This is a genomic window from Streptomyces sp. NPDC086549 (assembly GCF_044746205.1).
In the GTDB taxonomy this organism is placed as follows: Bacteria; Actinomycetota; Actinomycetes; order Streptomycetales; family Streptomycetaceae; genus Streptomyces.
In genome coordinates this window covers 171,138-186,936 of sequence record NZ_JBIVBS010000013.1, presented here as the reverse complement: position 1 = coordinate 186,936, position 15,799 = coordinate 171,138, and the positions used below count along the sequence as shown (strand labels likewise).

The 15,799-nt window shown below is 70.9% G+C and carries 18 protein-coding genes, 4 tRNA genes and 1 pseudogene; 16 read left to right on the top strand and 7 right to left on the bottom strand.

All coding sequences use genetic code 11. The annotated features are described in order from the left end of the window. The first annotated feature begins 36 nt into the window (after positions 1-36). From ACIPSA_RS34230 to ACIPSA_RS34215, 4 genes are all read left to right on the top strand, one after another. Positions 37-109, top strand: a tRNA-Glu gene (locus ACIPSA_RS34230). 29 nt (positions 110-138) lie between these two features. Then, a tRNA-Glu gene (locus ACIPSA_RS34225) sits at positions 139-211 on the top strand. A 20-nt stretch (positions 212-231) separates the two neighbouring features. Next, positions 232-303: transfer RNA gene (locus ACIPSA_RS34220), tRNA-Gln, on the top strand. 28 nt (positions 304-331) lie between these two features. Beyond that, a tRNA-Glu gene (locus ACIPSA_RS34215) sits at positions 332-404 on the top strand. 53 nt (positions 405-457) lie between these two features. On the opposite strand, the gene ACIPSA_RS34210 is transcribed toward ACIPSA_RS34215, so the two are convergent. Then, a complete protein-coding gene (locus ACIPSA_RS34210; RefSeq protein ID WP_402641727.1) occupies positions 458-1,102 on the bottom strand; it encodes a MerR family transcriptional regulator in 645 nt (214 codons plus the stop codon). Positions 1,103-1,181: 79 nt separating this feature from the next. Here ACIPSA_RS34210 and ACIPSA_RS34205 point away from each other — a divergent pair, with 79 nt between their 5' ends. Beyond that, the gene (locus tag ACIPSA_RS34205; RefSeq protein WP_402641724.1) at positions 1,182-1,700 is read left to right on the top strand and encodes a DUF4188 domain-containing protein; all 519 of its coding nucleotides are present in this window, start codon (positions 1,182-1,184) and stop codon (positions 1,698-1,700) included. Positions 1,701-1,823: 123 nt separating this feature from the next. Here the strand turns inward: ACIPSA_RS34205 and ndgR are convergent, their stop codons facing one another. After that, positions 1,824-2,543 (bottom strand): IclR family transcriptional regulator NdgR, encoded by a 720-nt coding sequence (gene ndgR, locus ACIPSA_RS34200; RefSeq protein WP_402641721.1) that lies wholly within the window; start codon positions 2,541-2,543, stop codon positions 1,824-1,826. Between the two features lie 187 nt (positions 2,544-2,730). Here ndgR and leuC point away from each other — a divergent pair, with 187 nt between their 5' ends. The 4 genes from leuC (at position 2,731) to ACIPSA_RS34180 (ending at position 6,021) form a co-directional block, all read left to right on the top strand. Beyond that, positions 2,731-4,158, top strand: coding sequence for a 3-isopropylmalate dehydratase large subunit (gene leuC / locus ACIPSA_RS34195; protein ID WP_402641719.1), 1,428 nt, complete (start codon positions 2,731-2,733; stop codon positions 4,156-4,158). Between the two features lie 6 nt (positions 4,159-4,164). After that, a complete protein-coding gene (gene leuD / locus ACIPSA_RS34190; protein WP_402641717.1) occupies positions 4,165-4,758 on the top strand; it encodes a 3-isopropylmalate dehydratase small subunit in 594 nt (197 codons plus the stop codon). 263 nt (positions 4,759-5,021) lie between these two features. Beyond that, positions 5,022-5,252: a hypothetical protein gene (locus ACIPSA_RS34185; protein WP_402641714.1), complete on the top strand. Its 231-nt coding sequence runs from the start codon at positions 5,022-5,024 to the stop codon at positions 5,250-5,252. A 136-nt stretch (positions 5,253-5,388) separates the two neighbouring features. Further along, positions 5,389-6,021 carry an HU family DNA-binding protein gene (locus tag ACIPSA_RS34180; protein ID WP_402641711.1) on the top strand — a complete coding sequence of 211 codons (633 nt, stop codon included), beginning with the start codon at positions 5,389-5,391 and terminating at the stop codon, positions 6,019-6,021. Between the two features lie 70 nt (positions 6,022-6,091). On the opposite strand, the gene ACIPSA_RS34175 is transcribed toward ACIPSA_RS34180, so the two are convergent. Further along, positions 6,092-6,304 carry a hypothetical protein gene (locus ACIPSA_RS34175; protein WP_402641708.1) on the bottom strand — a complete coding sequence of 71 codons (213 nt, stop codon included), beginning with the start codon at positions 6,302-6,304 and terminating at the stop codon, positions 6,092-6,094. A gap of 280 nt (positions 6,305-6,584) precedes the next feature. After that, positions 6,585-7,223, bottom strand: a complete 639-nt coding sequence (gene cofC / locus ACIPSA_RS34170) for a 2-phospho-L-lactate guanylyltransferase (protein ID WP_402641706.1) — start codon at positions 7,221-7,223, stop codon at positions 6,585-6,587. 156 nt (positions 7,224-7,379) lie between these two features. On the opposite strand from cofC, the gene ACIPSA_RS34165 reads away from it, so the two are divergent. The 3 genes from ACIPSA_RS34165 to ACIPSA_RS34155 are packed head-to-tail and all read left to right on the top strand — an operon-like array spanning position 7,380 to position 10,368. After that, positions 7,380-8,144, top strand: coding sequence for a lysophospholipid acyltransferase family protein (locus ACIPSA_RS34165; protein ID WP_402641703.1), 765 nt, complete (start codon positions 7,380-7,382; stop codon positions 8,142-8,144). Beyond that, positions 8,141-9,151: an NAD(P)H-dependent glycerol-3-phosphate dehydrogenase gene (locus ACIPSA_RS34160; protein WP_402641701.1), complete on the top strand. Its 1,011-nt coding sequence runs from the start codon at positions 8,141-8,143 to the stop codon at positions 9,149-9,151. Before ACIPSA_RS34165 ends, ACIPSA_RS34160 begins: the two co-directional genes overlap by 4 nt. Positions 9,152-9,210: 59 nt before the next feature. Then, on the top strand, positions 9,211-10,368 hold the full coding sequence (locus ACIPSA_RS34155; protein WP_402641698.1) for a D-alanine--D-alanine ligase family protein: 1,158 nt from the start codon (positions 9,211-9,213) through the stop codon (positions 10,366-10,368). Positions 10,369-10,417: 49 nt separating this feature from the next. Here the strand turns inward: ACIPSA_RS34155 and ACIPSA_RS34150 are convergent, their stop codons facing one another. Then, positions 10,418-10,936, bottom strand: a complete 519-nt coding sequence (locus ACIPSA_RS34150; protein WP_402641695.1) for a DUF3515 domain-containing protein — start codon at positions 10,934-10,936, stop codon at positions 10,418-10,420. Positions 10,937-10,956: 20 nt separating this feature from the next. Then, on the bottom strand, positions 10,957-11,190 hold the full coding sequence (locus ACIPSA_RS34145) for an Lrp/AsnC family transcriptional regulator (protein ID WP_003993216.1): 234 nt from the start codon (positions 11,188-11,190) through the stop codon (positions 10,957-10,959). 206 nt (positions 11,191-11,396) lie between these two features. On the opposite strand from ACIPSA_RS34145, the gene ACIPSA_RS34140 reads away from it, so the two are divergent. Together ACIPSA_RS34140 and thiD are read left to right on the top strand one after the other, a co-directional pair. After that, on the top strand, positions 11,397-12,362 hold the full coding sequence (locus ACIPSA_RS34140; protein ID WP_402641692.1) for a thiamine-phosphate kinase: 966 nt from the start codon (positions 11,397-11,399) through the stop codon (positions 12,360-12,362). Continuing rightward, positions 12,359-13,156, top strand: a complete 798-nt coding sequence (gene thiD / locus ACIPSA_RS34135) for a bifunctional hydroxymethylpyrimidine kinase/phosphomethylpyrimidine kinase (protein WP_402641689.1) — start codon at positions 12,359-12,361, stop codon at positions 13,154-13,156. The genes ACIPSA_RS34140 and thiD overlap by 4 nt, the downstream gene beginning before the upstream one ends. Positions 13,157-13,278: 122 nt before the next feature. On the opposite strand, the gene rpmB is transcribed toward thiD, so the two are convergent. Then, positions 13,279-13,464 carry a 50S ribosomal protein L28 gene (gene rpmB, locus ACIPSA_RS34130; protein WP_003993230.1) on the bottom strand — a complete coding sequence of 62 codons (186 nt, stop codon included), beginning with the start codon at positions 13,462-13,464 and terminating at the stop codon, positions 13,279-13,281. Between the two features lie 256 nt (positions 13,465-13,720). On the opposite strand from rpmB, the gene ACIPSA_RS34125 reads away from it, so the two are divergent. Together ACIPSA_RS34125 and ACIPSA_RS34120 are read left to right on the top strand one after the other, a co-directional pair. Then, positions 13,721-15,412 carry a DAK2 domain-containing protein gene (locus ACIPSA_RS34125; RefSeq protein ID WP_402641686.1) on the top strand — a complete coding sequence of 564 codons (1,692 nt, stop codon included), beginning with the start codon at positions 13,721-13,723 and terminating at the stop codon, positions 15,410-15,412. A 51-nt stretch (positions 15,413-15,463) separates the two neighbouring features. Beyond that, positions 15,464-15,799 (top strand): annotated as a pseudogene (locus ACIPSA_RS34120) (hypothetical protein); the annotation flags it as partial.

The following is a 15,799-nucleotide window of genomic DNA, read 5'->3' as shown; positions in this document are numbered from 1 at the left end:
GCAGAGCTCATCTGCACCCGCGGATCTCATCCGCGAGCCCCCGTTGTGTAGCGGCCTAGCACGCTGCCCTCTCAAGGCAGTAGCGCCGGTTCGAATCCGGTCGGGGGTACTGGTTCCGATCAACTCGGAATCGCTAGGGCCCCCGTTGTGTAGCGGCCTAGCACGCCGCCCTCTCAAGGCGGTAGCGCCGGTTCGAATCCGGTCGGGGGTACGACTGGTCTAAGCCATCATTGGTCTATGGTGTAATTGGCAGCACGACTGATTCTGGTTCAGTTAGTCTTGGTTCGAGTCCAGGTAGACCAGCTCGGACCTGCGGAAACGCAGAGTCCACGCCCCCGTTGTGTAGCGGCCTAGCACGCCGCCCTCTCAAGGCGGTAGCGCCGGTTCGAATCCGGTCGGGGGTACAACACGAAGGCCCTCCGCTTCGGCGGAGGGCCTTCGTCGTGCCCGGCGCCGGCTACTCGAAGCCGTACCGTCGCGTCGACTCCTCCTCCTGGGCCAGCCGGTGCAGCGCCTGCAGCACCGGCTCGTTGAGGATCGCCCCCAGGACCGCGAACTCGATCCGCTCCGCCTCCGACTGGTGCGCCTCCATGTTGTCCAGGTCGAGGACGGCCGTCCGGTGCATCAACTCGGCGTATGGCGCCAGCAGTTCGGCCCCCCAGTCGTAGCCGAGCCGGCGGAACGCGGCCACCGCCACCACCAGCGAGCGGTACGCGGGGGAGATGGTCGAGAGCAGCTTGGCATTCTCCCAGCCGAGCCGGTCCAGGAGCGCGGCGACCTCCTGGTGCGCGGCCTGGACGTACTCGTCGTCCTCGTCCGGCTCCGGCACCTGCGGCAGCGCCCACAGTGCCGCGCCCAGGCGGATCGAGCGGCCCAGGGAGTCGTCGTCCACGTGCCCGAGCACCTCGCGCACCTTCGCCACCGGCACCCGGCCCACCTGGATCATCGCCCGCACCAGCCGCAGCCGGCGCAGGTGCTCCTCGTCGTACTCGGCCGTCGTGGCGTTGACCTGGCGGCCGGGCGGCAACAGCCCTTCGCGCAGGTAGTACTTGATCGTCGCCGTGGACACGCCGCTGCGCTCGCTGAGCTCCGCCAGCCGCATCTCTTGCGCCTTTCCTTGGGGAGTGCCACTATCCAAACATCCAGAAGGATAGTGAAGCTATCTGATGAGGGGGACTGTCATGTTCGCGAAGCCGGTGCCGGGCCGTACGACCGCGGCTGCCGAGGGTGATGCGGTGGTGCTGCTCATCGGCATGCGGATCAACCACTTCTGGGCGGTGCACCAGTGGCTGCCGGTCATGCTGTCGATGTTCCGCATGCTGGGGGAGCTTGCGCGGGACCATGACCGGGGGCTGCTGGGGCGCGTGCTGCTGACGGCCTCGCCGCGGACGTACTACGTCGTCCAGTACTGGGAGTCCAAGGAGAAGTTGTACGCCTACGCGACCTCACCGGACATGTTCCACCACCGGGCCTGGGCGGTCATCAACCGCAAGGAGCGCCAGGGCAAGGCGCGCGGACATGTGGGCCTGTGGCACGAGACATACATCGCGCCCGAGGGCTCCTACGAGTCCATCTACTTCGACATGCCGACCTTCGGCCTCGCGAAGGCGCACGGCCAGGTGCCGGTGGAGCGGCGCGGCCGGTACGCGAAGGACCGGTTCGCGCACCGGTCGGCGGGCGCGGCCCGCGAGGCGGGGTGACCTGAGGGGACAGGGGGGCAGGAGGGGCCGGGGGGATTCGGGGGATCGAGGAGGGCCTGCCGCGGCGTTGGGGCGGGCCCTCCTCGGATGCGCGTCCGAGGTGTTCCGGTGATCCCGTGGCGGTCAGCTGCCCGAGCGGCGCAGCGCCTCGGAGAGGCGGCCGGCGGCGTCGATGACCGCCTGGGCGTGCATACGGCCCGGGTGGCGCGTCAGGCGTTCGATGGGGCCGGAGACGGACACCGCGGCAACCACGCGGTTGGAAGGGCCGCGCACGGGCGCGGAGACGGACGCGACGCCCGGCTCCCGCTCGCCGATGGACTGGGCCCAGCCTCGCCGCCGCACGCCCGACAGCGCCGTCGCCGTGAAGCGGGCGCCCTGCAGGCCCCGGTGCAGGCGCTCCGGCTCCTCCCAGGCCATCAGGATCTGCGCGGACGAGCCGGCCTTCATCGTGAGCGTGGAGCCGACCGGGACGGTGTCCCGAAGGCCGGACAGCCGTTCCGCCGCTGCCACGCAGATGCGCATGTCACCCTGGCGCCGGTAGAGCTGCGCGCTCTCGCCGGTGATGTCGCGCAGGTGCGTGAGCACCGGGCCCGCGGTGGCCAGCAGGCGGTCCTCGCCCGCCGCCGCGGCCAGCTCGGCGAGCCGGGGGCCGAGAATGAACCGGCCCTGCATGTCGCGCGCCACCATGCGGTGGTGTTCCAGGGCCACGGCCAGCCGGTGGGCCGTGGGTCGTGCCAGTCCGGTGGCCCCGACCAGACCCGCGAGGGTGGCCGGACCGGACTCCAGAGCGCTGAGGACAAGGGCTGCCTTGTCCAGAACGCCGACGCCGCTACTGTTGTCCATGCAACGATACTCGCGTCTCACTCTGTGAAACGCAAGCTCAATTTTCCGTGAGACGCGCAACCCTTGTATGCACAGCGGCCCGAGCACCGAACGGGCCTGGCGGCGGGAGCCCGGGAACGGGGCGGGCGCTGCTTCCTCAAGATCTCTAGTTGGGCCGGCACACCACTTGCCGGCCGAAGGGAAAGCGATGGGTAGGACACTCGCGGAGAAGGTCTGGGACGACCATGTCGTCCGGCGCGCCGAGGGCGAGCCCGACCTCCTTTTCATCGATCTGCACCTGCTGCACGAGGTGACCAGCCCGCAGGCCTTCGACGGCCTGCGGCAGAACGGCCGCCAGGTGCGCCGCCTCGACCTCACCATCGCGACCGAGGACCACAACACCCCGACCCTCGACATCGACAAGCCCATCGCGGACCCGGTCTCCCGCACACAGCTGGAGACCCTGCGCAAGAACTGCGCCGAGTTCGGGGTGCGGCTGCACCCGCTGGGCGACGTCGAGCAGGGTGTCGTGCACGTCGTCGGCCCGCAGCTGGGTCTGACCCAGCCCGGTACGACGGTCGTCTGCGGCGACTCGCACACCTCCACGCACGGCGCCTTCGGCGCGCTGGCGTTCGGTATCGGCACCTCCCAGGTGGAGCACGTGCTGGCCACCCAGACGCTACCGCTGGCCCGCCCGAAGACCATGGCCATCACGGTCGACGGTGAACTGCCCGAGGGCGTCACCGCCAAGGACCTGATCCTGGCGATCATCGCCAGGATCGGTACGGGCGGCGGCCAGGGCTACATCCTGGAGTACCGCGGCTCCGCCATCGAGAAGCTCTCGATGGAGGCCCGCATGACCATCTGCAACATGTCGATCGAGGCGGGTGCCCGCGCGGGCATGATCGCCCCCGACGAGACGACCTTCGAGTACATCAAGGGCCGCGCCCACGCTCCGGAGGGCGAGGACTGGGACGCCGCGGTGGCGTACTGGAAGACCCTGAAGACGGACGAGGACGCGGTCTTCGACGCCGAGGTCCACATCGACGCCGCCGCGCTGTCGCCGTTCGTCACCTGGGGCACCAACCCCGGCCAGGGCGCGCCGCTTTCGGCGTCCGTCCCCGATCCGGCTTCGTACGAAGACGCTTCGGAGCGCCTGGCCGCCGAAAAGGCCCTGGAATACATGGGGTTGGAGGCCGGTCAGCCGCTGCGCTCCATCAAGGTGGACACCGTCTTCGTAGGCTCCTGCACCAACGGCCGCATCGAGGACCTGCGCGCCGCCGCCGACCTCCTCAAGGACCGCAAAGTCGCCGACGGCGTACGGATGCTGGTCGTCCCGGGCTCCGTGCGCGTGGGTCTGCAGGCCGTCTCCGAGGGCCTGGACGTGGTCTTCAAGGAGGCCGGCGCCGAATGGCGGCACGCGGGCTGCTCCATGTGCCTGGGCATGAACCCGGACCAGCTGGCCCCCGGTGAGCGCTCCGCGTCCACCTCCAACCGCAACTTCGAGGGCCGGCAGGGCAAGGGCGGGCGTACGCACCTGGTGTCGCCGCAGGTCGCGGCCGCGACGGCCGTCCTGGGCCACCTGGCGTCCCCCGCCGACCTGTCCGCCGACACCCCCGCGCCCGCTGGAGTCTGATCAGTCATGGAAGCATTCACCACCCACACCGGCCGGGCCGTGCCGCTGCGCCGCAGCAACGTCGACACCGACCAGATCATCCCTGCTCACTGGCTCAAGAAGGTGACCCGGGACGGGTTCGAGGACGGGCTGTTCGAGGCCTGGCGCAAGGACCCGGAGTTCGTGCTCAACCGCCCCGAGCGGCAAGGTGCGACCGTGCTGGTCGCGGGCCCCGACTTCGGCACCGGCTCCTCCCGTGAGCACGCCGTCTGGGCGCTGCAGAACTACGGCTTCAAGACGGTCATCTCGTCCCGCTTCGCCGACATCTTCCGGGGCAACTCGCTGAAGAACGGCCTGCTCACGGTGGTTCTGGAGCAGAAGATCGTGGACGCGCTGTGGAAGCTCACCGAGAACGACCCCACTGCTGAGGTCACTGTGGACCTTGAGGCGCGTGAGGTGCGCGCCGAGGGCATCACCGCCTCCTTCGAGCTGGACGAGAACTCCCGCTGGCGGCTGCTGAACGGCCTGGACGACATCTCCATCACGCTCCAGAACGAGGCCGACATCGCCGCGTACGAGGTCAAGCGCCCCTCGTACAAGCCGCGGACGCTTCAGGTCTGAACCAAGGGCCGCACGCGTCGAGATTCGGCCACCGCAAAGCCCTCTCCGTACCCCCGATCGCCACGATCGGGGGTACAGCCATGTCTGCCCCCGAACGGCCCCGGGCGTTCCCGCACGTCGGCCCAACTCCCCACGTTAGTAAGGCTGTTGCCGGGGTACGTGAGTGCTGTGTTCGCGGCCTTGGCAAGTGCCCGGAAGGCCATTTGAGGCGGTAGTTGCACCCTGCGCAGGCGACAACTCGCCCCAGATGGCACAATCTGTGCATGGAACACGACGGCCAACTCGAGCTCTATGCGGCGGTCGCGGACCAACTGAAGGAAGCGCACACAAGAGTGCGTGAACTGCAAGTCCCGGAGGGCGTACGGATGGCGCTGACCCGGAAGCTGCTGGTCATTACGGCCGCGGCCAAGCACGATCTCGCCGCTGCAGCAAGGCGTCTGGAGCGGTTCATGGCCGACCTCGACGAGGGTCGAATCCCCGACGAGGAACGCTGAACCGTCCGAGGCAGTCGAGTCTGTTGCGGCACAAGGGTGATAAGCCCGTTTCGTGTTTGATTTGCGGTATATATCTGCCTAACGTGCGAAAAAGCTTGAACACTTTCGTTCTGGCGATGTCTCCGAAGGGGAAGACGTGAACAAGGCGCAGCTCGTAGAAGCGATTGCCGACAAGATGGGCGGCCGCCAGCAGGCCGCCGATGCTGTCGACGCGGTCCTGGACGCCATCGTCCGCGCGGTCGTCGGCGGAGACCGGGTCTCGGTCACCGGCTTCGGGTCCTTCGAGAAGGTGGACCGTCCTGCCCGCTACGCCCGCAACCCCCAGACGGGCGAGCGGGTTCGGGTCAAGAAGACCTCCGTGCCGCGCTTCCGCGCCGGTCAGGGCTTCAAGGACCTGGTGAGCGGCTCCAAGAAGCTCCCGCGCGGTGGCGAGGTCGCCGTCAAGAAGGCGCCCAAGGGCAGCCTGACCGGCGGCGCTGCCGCGACGGTCAAGAAGGCCGCCGCGAAGAAGGTCACCGCCAAGAAGGCGGCGCCCGCGAAGAAGGTCACCGCCAAGAAGGCGGCGCCCGCGAAGAAGGTCACCGCGAAGAAGGTGACGGCGAAGAAGACCACCGCCAAGAAGGCCACGGCCACCGCGAAGAAGACCACCGCGGCCGCCAAGAAGACCGCCGCCAAGAAGGCCCCGGCGAAGAAGGTCACGGCCAAGAAGGCCCCCGCCAAGAAGTCGACGGCTCGCAAGACCACCGCCAAGAAGGCCACTGCCCGCTAGACCCAAGGGCACTCACGCGCCGGGCCGGACTCCCTCGGGAGCCCGGCCCGCGGCGCGTTCGGGCGGACGCTCAGAACGTCTGCAGGGTCACCAGCGTGATGCGGAGGCCTTCTCCGGCACCCTGCGCCGGTTCCGTCTCGATCCGCACCCGCTGTCCCGGCCGCAGCAGCCGGAGGCCCCCCGCGTCGAACGCCGCCGCGTCGAAGGGCACCGGGGTGCCGTCGTCGAGCAGTACCTGCCCGCTGCGGGTGTCGGGGTCGTACGTGTATGCGGTCGCCTGCATGACGGCCAGCCTAATGCCCGCCGAGGTGCGGGGTCGCGCCGTTGGGCTTGCGGCATGGCTGCCGGGTGCGGGTACGCCGTGGTTGATCGCGCCCACGCGGCGGAGCCGCATATCGACACAGCCCCGCGCCGCTACGGGGTTGCAGTGCCGTCGGCTCCATCGCACCCCCCCAGACTGCGGGCAGTCGTGCCGCTGGGGCGGCACGGGTGGGCGCAGCGGCACCCCGCAAGCGCGGGTCAGCGGAACCCACCCCCGCCCAGCTCCAGCACCGGGCGGCGGCTCAGGACCCAGGAATCAGCAACCCCGCCGACACCGCCGCCGTATGTGGCCCCACCCCGAGCGCCAGTGCCGCCCGCAGGTCATCGCCGGTGTCCACGTCCTGTCGTACGGAGTCCACCGCGTCGAGCCGGAGTTCCACGGCCCCCGAGGCGCGGTGCCGGGCCCTGGAATCCGTGCCGAATGACGGGCGCAATTCCCGGCCGGGACCCGCGGCCAGCAGGGTCGTGCCGATTGCGGCCGCATCGGCGAGAAAAGCGCGCGGGAATTCCGCCGCGGCGCCCAGCACCCTGGACAATTCCGCGGGGCGCAGAGCCGGCAGATCGGCGTTCAGGGCCGCGACCGGAGTTCCGGGACCCGCGGACCGTACGACTCCCGCCCCGTGCGCCAGGGCGGCGTTCAGGCCGCCGCCCGGCTCGTCCGGGACGATCCGGGCGCCCAGCGCCGCCAGCTCGCGGCCGGCCAGGGCGTCGTCCGTGACGACCGCCACATCTCCTACCTCCGGGCACGTCAGCGCGGCGACCACCGTGTCCTGCGCGAACGCGAGGGCCAGCCCCGGACGCAACCCATCGGCGGCGGTGTCCGAGAGTCTGCTCTTGGCCTGCGCCAGGGGCTTGAGGGGTATGACCAAGGTCCACTGCACCGACGTACCGTCCCTCTCTTGTTGCGGTCATTGTCACCCGGGTCAACCGGCGGTTCCGGTCGCGAGGCGTACGGTGTTCTCGACAGACCGGCGGTCCGGGGCGACACTTGTGCGGCCCCCGCGCCCCGGGGGGAAGTCCTAGAGGAAGGTGTTCGCGTGTCCCGCCGCAGAATCGGGTTCTGGTACCGCTTCGCAGCGGGCCTCTGCAAACCGCCGCTGGCGGTTCTGATCAAGCGGGACTGGCGCGGAATGGAGAACATTCCAGACGATGGCGGATTTATCACCGCGGTGAACCACAATTCCCATGTCGACCCCTTCGCGTACGGGCACTATCAGTACAACACCGGACGGGTTCCGCGATTCCTGGCGAAGAGCGGGCTTTTCAAGAAGGGATTCGTCGGGGCCATGATGCGCGGCACCGGGCAGATCCCCGTCTACCGCGAGAGCACGGACGCGCTCAGCGCCTTCCGGGCCGCGATCGACGCCGTGGAGCGCGGCGAGTGCGTCGCCTTCTATCCGGAGGGCACCCTCACCCGCGACCCGGACGGCTGGCCCATGACCGGCAAGACCGGTGCCGCCCGCGTCGCGCTGCGGACCAAGTGCCCGGTCATCCCGGTCGCCCAGTGGGGCGCCAACGAACTGCTGCCGCCGTACGCCAAGAAGCCCAACCTCTGGCCGCGCAAGACGCACCACGTCCTCGCGGGCCCGCCGGTCGACCTGTCGCGCTTCTACGACCAGGAGATGACCCCGGAGCTCCTCAAGGAGGCCACCGAGGTCATCATGGCCGCCATCACTCGCCAGCTGGAGGAGATCCGCGGCGAGAAGGCGCCCGAGACGCCCTACGACCCGCGCCGGGAGCGGATCGAGCAGCGCCTCAGGACCGAGGCGCAGGCACAGCAGGCAGAAGGGCAGGGCAAGTGAGCAAGCCGGTCAAGGCGGCGGTCTTCAGCGCCGGTTCGTGGGGCACGGCCTTCGGCATGGTGCTTGCCGACGCGGGGTGCGAGGTCACCCTGTGGGGCCGCCGCACGGAGGTCGTGGAGGCGATCAACTCCACCCGGACGAACCCCGACTACCTGCCGGGCGTCGAGCTCCCGGCGAACCTGCGGGCCACCACCGACCCGGCCGAGGCCGCCGCCCACGCCGACTTCACGGTCCTCTCGGTCCCCTCCCAGACCCTGCGCGCCAACCTCGCGGAATGGGTTCCGCTGCTCGCGCCCGACACCGTCCTCGTCTCCCTCATGAAGGGCGTCGAGCTGGGCTCCACGATGCGGATGAGCGAGGTCATCGGGGACGTCGCCAAGGTCGGGCCGGAGCGCGTCGCCGTGGTCACCGGGCCCAACCTGGCCCGGGAGATCGCCGCCCGCATGCCCGCCGCCGCCGTGGTCGCCTGCACCGACGAGGCGGTCGCCCGGCGGCTCCAGGCCGCCTGCCACACCCCGTACTTCCGCCCGTACACCAACACCGACGTCGTGGGCTGCGAACTCGGCGGCGCGGTCAAGAACGTGATCGGGCTCGCGGTCGGCATCGCCGACGGCATGGGGCTCGGCGACAACGCCAAGGGCTCGCTCATCACGCGCGGGCTCGCCGAGACCACCCGGCTCGGCCTGGTCCTGGGCGCCGACCCGCTGACCTTCTCCGGACTCGCGGGCCTGGGCGACCTGGTGGCCACCTGCTCCTCACCGCTCTCCCGCAACCACACCTTCGGCACCAACCTCGGCAAGGGCATGACCCTGGAGGAGACCATCGCGGTCACCAGGCAGACCGCCGAGGGCGTCAAGTCCTGCGAGTCGGTGGTTGATCTGGCCCGCCGGCACGGCGTCGAGATGCCCATCGCGGAGACCGTCGTGGACATCGTGCACGAGGGCAAGCCGCCGGTCGTCGCCCTCAAGGAGCTGATGTCGCGCAGCGCGAAGCCCGAGCGACGCTGAGCGAACCCCCGGGACGGACGCTGTCTCGGGGCCCTACCACCGGGTACTCTCGACGCGATATGAGCACCGAGAACCTCCCCCAGAGCCCCGAGCAGCCTGCTCGCAAGCCGCGTGTGGCCGTCGTGTTCGGCGGCCGCAGCTCCGAACACGGGATCTCCGTGGTCACCGCCGGCGCCGTACTGCGCGCCATCGACCGGACGAAGTACGACGTCCTCCCGATCGGTATCACCCGGGACGGCCGCTGGGCGCTCACCGCCGACGAGCCGGACCGCATGGCCATCACCGACCGCCGTACCCCCGAGGTCGAGGAGCTCGCGGAGTCGAGCGAGGGCGGCGTGGTGCTCCCGGTCGACCCCGCCAACCGCGAGGTCGTCTACAGCGAGCCCGGATCCGTGCCCAAGGCCCTCGGCGAGGTCGACGTGGTCTTCCCGGTGCTGCACGGCCCGTACGGCGAGGACGGCACCCTCCAGGGCCTCCTGGAGCTCTCCGGGGTCCCGTACGTGGGTGCGGGTGTGCTCGCCTCGGCCGTCGGCCAGGACAAGGAGTACATGAAGCGGGTGTTCACCTCCTTCGGGCTCAAGGTCGGCCCGTACGTGGTGATCCGTCCCCGCGAGTGGCGGCAGGACGAGTCGGCCGCCCGCAAGAAGATCGTCGACTTCGCCGGTGAGCACGGCTGGCCGCTGTTCGTGAAGCCCGCGCGCGCGGGTTCGTCGATCGGCATCACCAAGGTCGACGACATCGCCGGTCTCGACGAGGCGATCGCCGAGGCCCAGAGCCACGACCCCAAGATCCTGGTGGAGGCCGCGGTGCGCGGCCGCGAGATCGAGTGCGGCGTCCTGGAGTTCGAGGACGGCCCGCGCGCCTCCGTCCCGGCCGAGATCCCGCCGCCGGACGCGCACGCGTACTACGACTTCGACGCCAAGTACATCGACTCCACGCCCGGCATCGTCCCGGCCCCGCTGACCGACGAGGAGACCGCCGAGGTGCGGCGGCTCGCGGTGGAGGCATTCGAGGCGGCGTCCTGCGAGGGCCTGGTCCGCGCGGACTTCTTCCTCACCGAGGACGGCGAGTTCGTGATCAACGAGATCAACACGATGCCCGGCTTCACCCCGATCTCGATGTACCCGAAGATGTGGGAGGCGACCGGGATCAGCTACCCGGAACTGGTGGACCGGCTGGTGCAGGCGGCCCTGCGGCGCTCGACCGGGCTCCGCTGAGGACCAGGGCGAACAGGCGGCGGCCGTCAGCTCATGCGAGCGGCGGCCGTCAGGTCATGTTGGACTGTCCCTCGGGGATCGCCTTCTTGACGGCCGCCGCCAGGTCGATGAGGACCTGCTCCTGGTCGTCCTGACTCGACCGCTCCTTCGGCAGGATGACCTGCACATACGTCTCGCGCTCGGTCGTGGTGAACCGCCATGTCCCGTCGCCCTGCTTCTCCATCAGCCAGCCCACGCCGTTCACGCCGCCGCCGATCGCGTCCGGGTCGTCGCCTTTGGCCACCTTGGGGTCGACCATCTTCGGCGGCCGCGTGATACCGCAGCGCAGTATGATCGCCGGGCTTCCCCAGCCCGCCGTGTAGGCGGACCGGGGCTCGGGGTCGTCGCGGACCTGTCCGTCCACCTTCTTCGGCAGCACCTTGTGCAGGGCGCGGCACTGCCCGGCCGACTTCGCGTCGGGGGTGGGAACCACGACGGTGGCGCTGTCGTCTGCTGATGAGCAGCCCGTGACGGGGATCAGCAGGGCCAGCAGGGCCGGACCGACGAACCGGTGACGGAAGATGTTCACCGGCCAAGGGTAGACGGGGACTACAGATGCACGACCGGGCAGGTCAGGGTGCGGGTGATGCCGTCCACTTGCTGGACTTTCGCGACCACCATGCGACCGAGGTCGTCGACGGTGTCGGCCTGCGCGCGCACGATGACGTCGTAGGGTCCCGTCACGTCCTCGGCCTGCAGGACTCCAGGGATCTTGCTGATCGTTTCGGCGACGGTCGACGCTTTGCCGACCTCCGTCTGGATCAGGATGTACGCCTGTACCACGGAACCTCCAGAGCGGCCACGAGGATCATGTGGGGAAAAGGAACGCTACGGTATCGCGTTGCCGCTCGTCGCGGGGAGACCTGCGGGGACCGGGGCTTGCGCGCCGGGGTTCAGGCGCGGCAGTAGTTGACGGTCACCTCGACCGTATCGGGGACGATGAAGACGCGCGAGCGGGCACGGACAGGTACAGAAGGGGCGAAAGGGCAATGAAGGGCACTGTTGGTGAGCTCGGGGAATTCGGGCTCATCAGGGAGCTCACCTCCCGTCTGACGACCACCCCGGTGGTCCGGGTCGGCCCCGGCGACGACGCCGCGGTGATCGCCGCGCCCGACCGCCGGGTCGTGGCGAGCACCGACATCCTGCTGGAGGGGCGGCACTTCCGCCGCGACTGGTCGACGGCGTACGACGTGGGGCGCAAGGCGGCCGCGCAGAACCTCGCGGACATCGCCGCCATGGGTGCCGTGCCGACCGCGCTGCTGCTCGGTCTGGTCGTCCCCGCCGAACTCCCGGTCACCTGGCCCAGCGAGCTGATGGACGGCCTGCGCGACGAGTGCCAGGTCGCGGGTGCCTCGGTGGTCGGCGGGGACGTCGTACGGGGCGACACGATCATGGTGTCGATCACCGCGCTCGGCGACCTGCGCAACCAGGAGCCGGTGACCCGGGCCGGAGCGCAGCCCGGCGACCTCGTCGCGGTGACCGGCTGGCTGGGCTGGTCCGCGGCCGGGTACGCGGTGCTCTCCCGGGGCTTCCGCTCGCCGCGCGCCTTCGTCGAGGCGCACCGCCGCCCCGAGCCGCCGTATCACGCGGGCCCCGCGGCCGCCGGGCTCGGCGCGACCGCGATGTGCGACGTGAGCGACGGGCTGATCGCCGACCTCGGGCACATCGCGGAGGCCAGCAAGGTCCGCATCGACATCCGCTCCGGCGCGATCGACATCCCGACCCAGATGAACGACATCGGCCAGGCCGTCGGCGTCGACCCCATGCAGTGGGTGCTGACCGGGGGAGAGGACCACGCGATCGTGGCGACCTTCCCGCCGGACGTGAAGCTGCCGGCCCGCTGGAAGGTCATCGGCGAGGTTCTCAACCCCTCGGCGCTGCCCCAGGTGACGGTCGACGGGGCGCCGTGGACGAGCAAGGGCGGCTGGGACCACTTCGGGGACATCGAGTCGTGAACGCCCCGCCGAGGGTCCTGACCGTCGCCGGCTCCGACTCCGGCGGCGGCGCGGGCATTCAGGCCGACCTGAAGACGATGCTCGCGCTCGGTGTGCACGGCATGAGCGTGATCACGGCGGTCACCGCGCAGAACTCCCTCGGCGTGCGAGGTGCCTGGCAGCTGCCGGTGGAGGCGGTGCGGGCCCAGTACCGCAGCGTCGTCGACGACATCGGCGTACAGGCCGTGAAGACCGGCATGCTCGCCTCGGCCGAACTCGTCGAGGCGGTGGCCGGTTTGATCGGCGACACGGACGCGCCGGTCGTCGTGGACCCGGTGGGCGTCTCCAAGCACGGGGACCCGCTGCTGGCCGCCTCCGCCCTGGACTCGGTGCGCACGAAGCTGCTGCCGGTGGCGACCGTGGCCACCCCGAACCTCGACGAGGTGACCCAACTCACGGGTGTGCGGGTCGAGTCGGAGGAGGGGCTGCGGGAGGCCGCGGCGGCGGTGCTGGCGTACGGGCCGCGGTGGGCGCTGATCAAGGGCGGCCATCTGCCCGGGGAGGCCGTGGATCTGCTCACCGACGGCCGGGAGGAGCACTGGCTGCGGGCACCTCGGCACGACAACCGCCACACGCACGGCACGGGCTGCACGCTCGCGTCCGCGATCGCGGCGGGGCTGGCGAAGGGGCTCCGCATGCCGGACGCGGTCACCGAGGCCAAGGAGTACGTCACCGGGGCGATCGCGGGCGGGTTCGCGCTGGGTGGGGGGATCGGGCCGGTGGACCACGGGTGGCGGTTCAGAGCGCCCCAGTGATCTCGCGGGTGGGCGGGGCTTGTCTCGCGGGTACGGCAACGGGTACGGCAAAAAGCCGGCCCACCCGGAGGTGGACCGGCTTTCTGCAGCGAACCAGCAGTGGCCGCGCGCTTAGCTGTGCGTCAGCGCGAGACCTTGCCGGCCTTGATGCACGAGGTGCAAGCGTTCACGCGCTTCGGCGTCCCGCCGACCACGGTACGCACACGCTGGATGTTCGGGTTCCAGCGACGGGACGTACGGCGGTGCGAGTGCGAGATGTTGTTGCCGAAGCCCGGCCCCTTGCCGCAGACGTCGCAGTTGGCAGCCACGGGTCACTCCAAAGACTTCAGATGCACTTACGGTTGATCCCGGCATGCCGGGATCGAGATCTAGAATCTGAGATCTTGAGTGGCGTTGCCAGGGGAATGGCCCGATCGGATCGGGCAACCGGAGCAGCATACAACGACTGCGTCCGTACAACGAAACTACCATGGCAGCTCAGGGGCCCGCTCCCGGCCCTCTTCCGGCCGACACCGGCCCGGGGTCTACGCTGCGTCCGACGTCCAGCAGCTCAGGGAGGCGCAGGTGGCGCAGGTGCCGCAGACATTCTTCGATGCTCTCGCGGTACGCACCTGGTGCGGTCTCGCGCTCCGGGCTCTGGGACAGGCGCGCGAGGAGATCGACGCGATCAACGTGTATCCGGTGGCGGACGGGGACACCGGCACGAATCTGTACCTGACCCTGGAGTCGGCGGCGGGGGCGGTGGAGGCCGTGTTCGCCGGGTACGAGGCGGGACCCGCGCGGGGCGGGGGGCCGTCGCTGGCCGACGCCGTGCACGCCATGGCGCACGGGGCCCTCATCGGGGCACGCGGCAACTCCGGGACGATCCTCGCCCAGCTGCTGCGCGGCATGACCCAGGTGCTCGCCGCCGACGGTGAGACCGCCCACACCGACGGGCAGGGGCTGCGGCTTGCCCTGCGGCACGCGGCGGACTCCGCCCGCCAGGCCGTGGCCCACCCCGTCGAGGGCACGGTCCTGTCCGTCGCCTCGGCCGCCGCCGACGCGGCAGAGGGCGCCGAGGGCGACTGCGGGACGGTCGCACGGGCGGCCTACGAAGGGGCGCGTACGGCTCTGGCGGCGACTCCGGGGCAGCTGGCCGTCCTGGAGCGGGCCGGAGTGGTCGATGCCGGCGGACGGGGGCTGGTGGCCGTGCTGGCGGCCCTGGTGGAGACGTTCACGGGGGAGGTGCCGACGGCGGTCCGGGCGGCCGCGCACCCGCAGGCCGTTGCGGAGGCGTACGCGCGCGTGGAGCTCGTTTCCACAGAGGAGGCATGCGGCGACCGGGACGGCGCGGGCGGGCCCGCCTTCGAGGTGATCTACCTCCTGGAGGCCGACGACACCGCCGTGGCCCGGCTGCGGGAGCGGCTCGACACCCTCGGGGACTCCCTCGTCGTGGTCGGCGGCGACGGGCTGTGGAACGTCCACGTGCACGTCGACGACGCGGGCGCCGCGGTGGAGGCGGGCGTCGAGGCCGGGCGGCCGTACCGGATCCGGATCACGCACTTCGGGCTCGGCGACGTGCACACCGGCGGCGAGCGCCCGCCCCGCGAGCGGGTCCAGCGCGCCGTCGTGGCCGTCGTGCCCGGCGAGGGCTTGGCCGGGCTGTACACCGAGGCCGGCGCGACCACCGTGCTCGCGCGCCCCGGGGAGCCGCCCGCCAGCGGGGAGCTCGTCGACGCCGTACGGCGCGCCCACGCGCGCGAGGTGGTGCTGCTGCCCAACGACGCGGAGCTGCGCCACACGGCGGCCGCGGCGGCCGAACAGGCCCGCGCCGAGGGCATCCGCGTCGCCCTCATCCCGACCCGCTCGGCGGTCCAGGGCATCGCCGCGCTCGCGGTGCACGAACCGCAGCGCCGCTTCGACGAGGACGTCGTCCAGATGACCTCGGCGGCGGGCGCCACCCGCTACGCCGAGGTCGCCGTCGCCGAGCGCCAGTCCTGGACCATGGCCGGCATCTGCCAGGCCGGCGACGTCCTCGGCCTCATCGACGGCGACGTCGCGGTCATCGGTTCGGACGTCACCGCCGCCGCCGAGACCGTCCTGGACCGCATGCTCCAGGCCGGCGGGGAACTGGTCACCATCGTCCTCGGCGACGAGGCACCGGAGGAGATCGCGGACCGCCTGGAGACGCGGGTCCGCGAGTCCTACCTCGCCGTCGACACGGTGGTGTACCGGGGCGGCCGGCAGGGGGCTCTGCTGCTCATCGGCGTGGAGTGAGCCGGAACCGGCGTGGGCGCCAACCGGAGCCCGCACCGAGGAAAAGCCCCCGTGCCGGAAGACACCACGGCCGAGCCGGGCCGACTCACCGACGGACGCTCCGTACGGCAGGGCGGACCGGGTGCCACCGAGGTCTCCCGGGGCCGGGGCACGCCTCGCACCGGGTGCCTGCTGGGACGGGGGTGTGCCGGAGCCGAGGCGGCTGGAGCAGAGTCGGCCGCGGTCGGCTCGGCTCGTCGACGGCGGCGACGCTCCGTACGGCAGATCGGACCGGGTGCCACCGAGGTCTCCTGGGGCCGGGGCACGCCTCGCACCGGGTGCCTGCTGGGACGGGGGTGTGCCGGAGCCGAGGCGGCTGGAGCAGAGTCGGCCGCGGTCGGCTCGGCT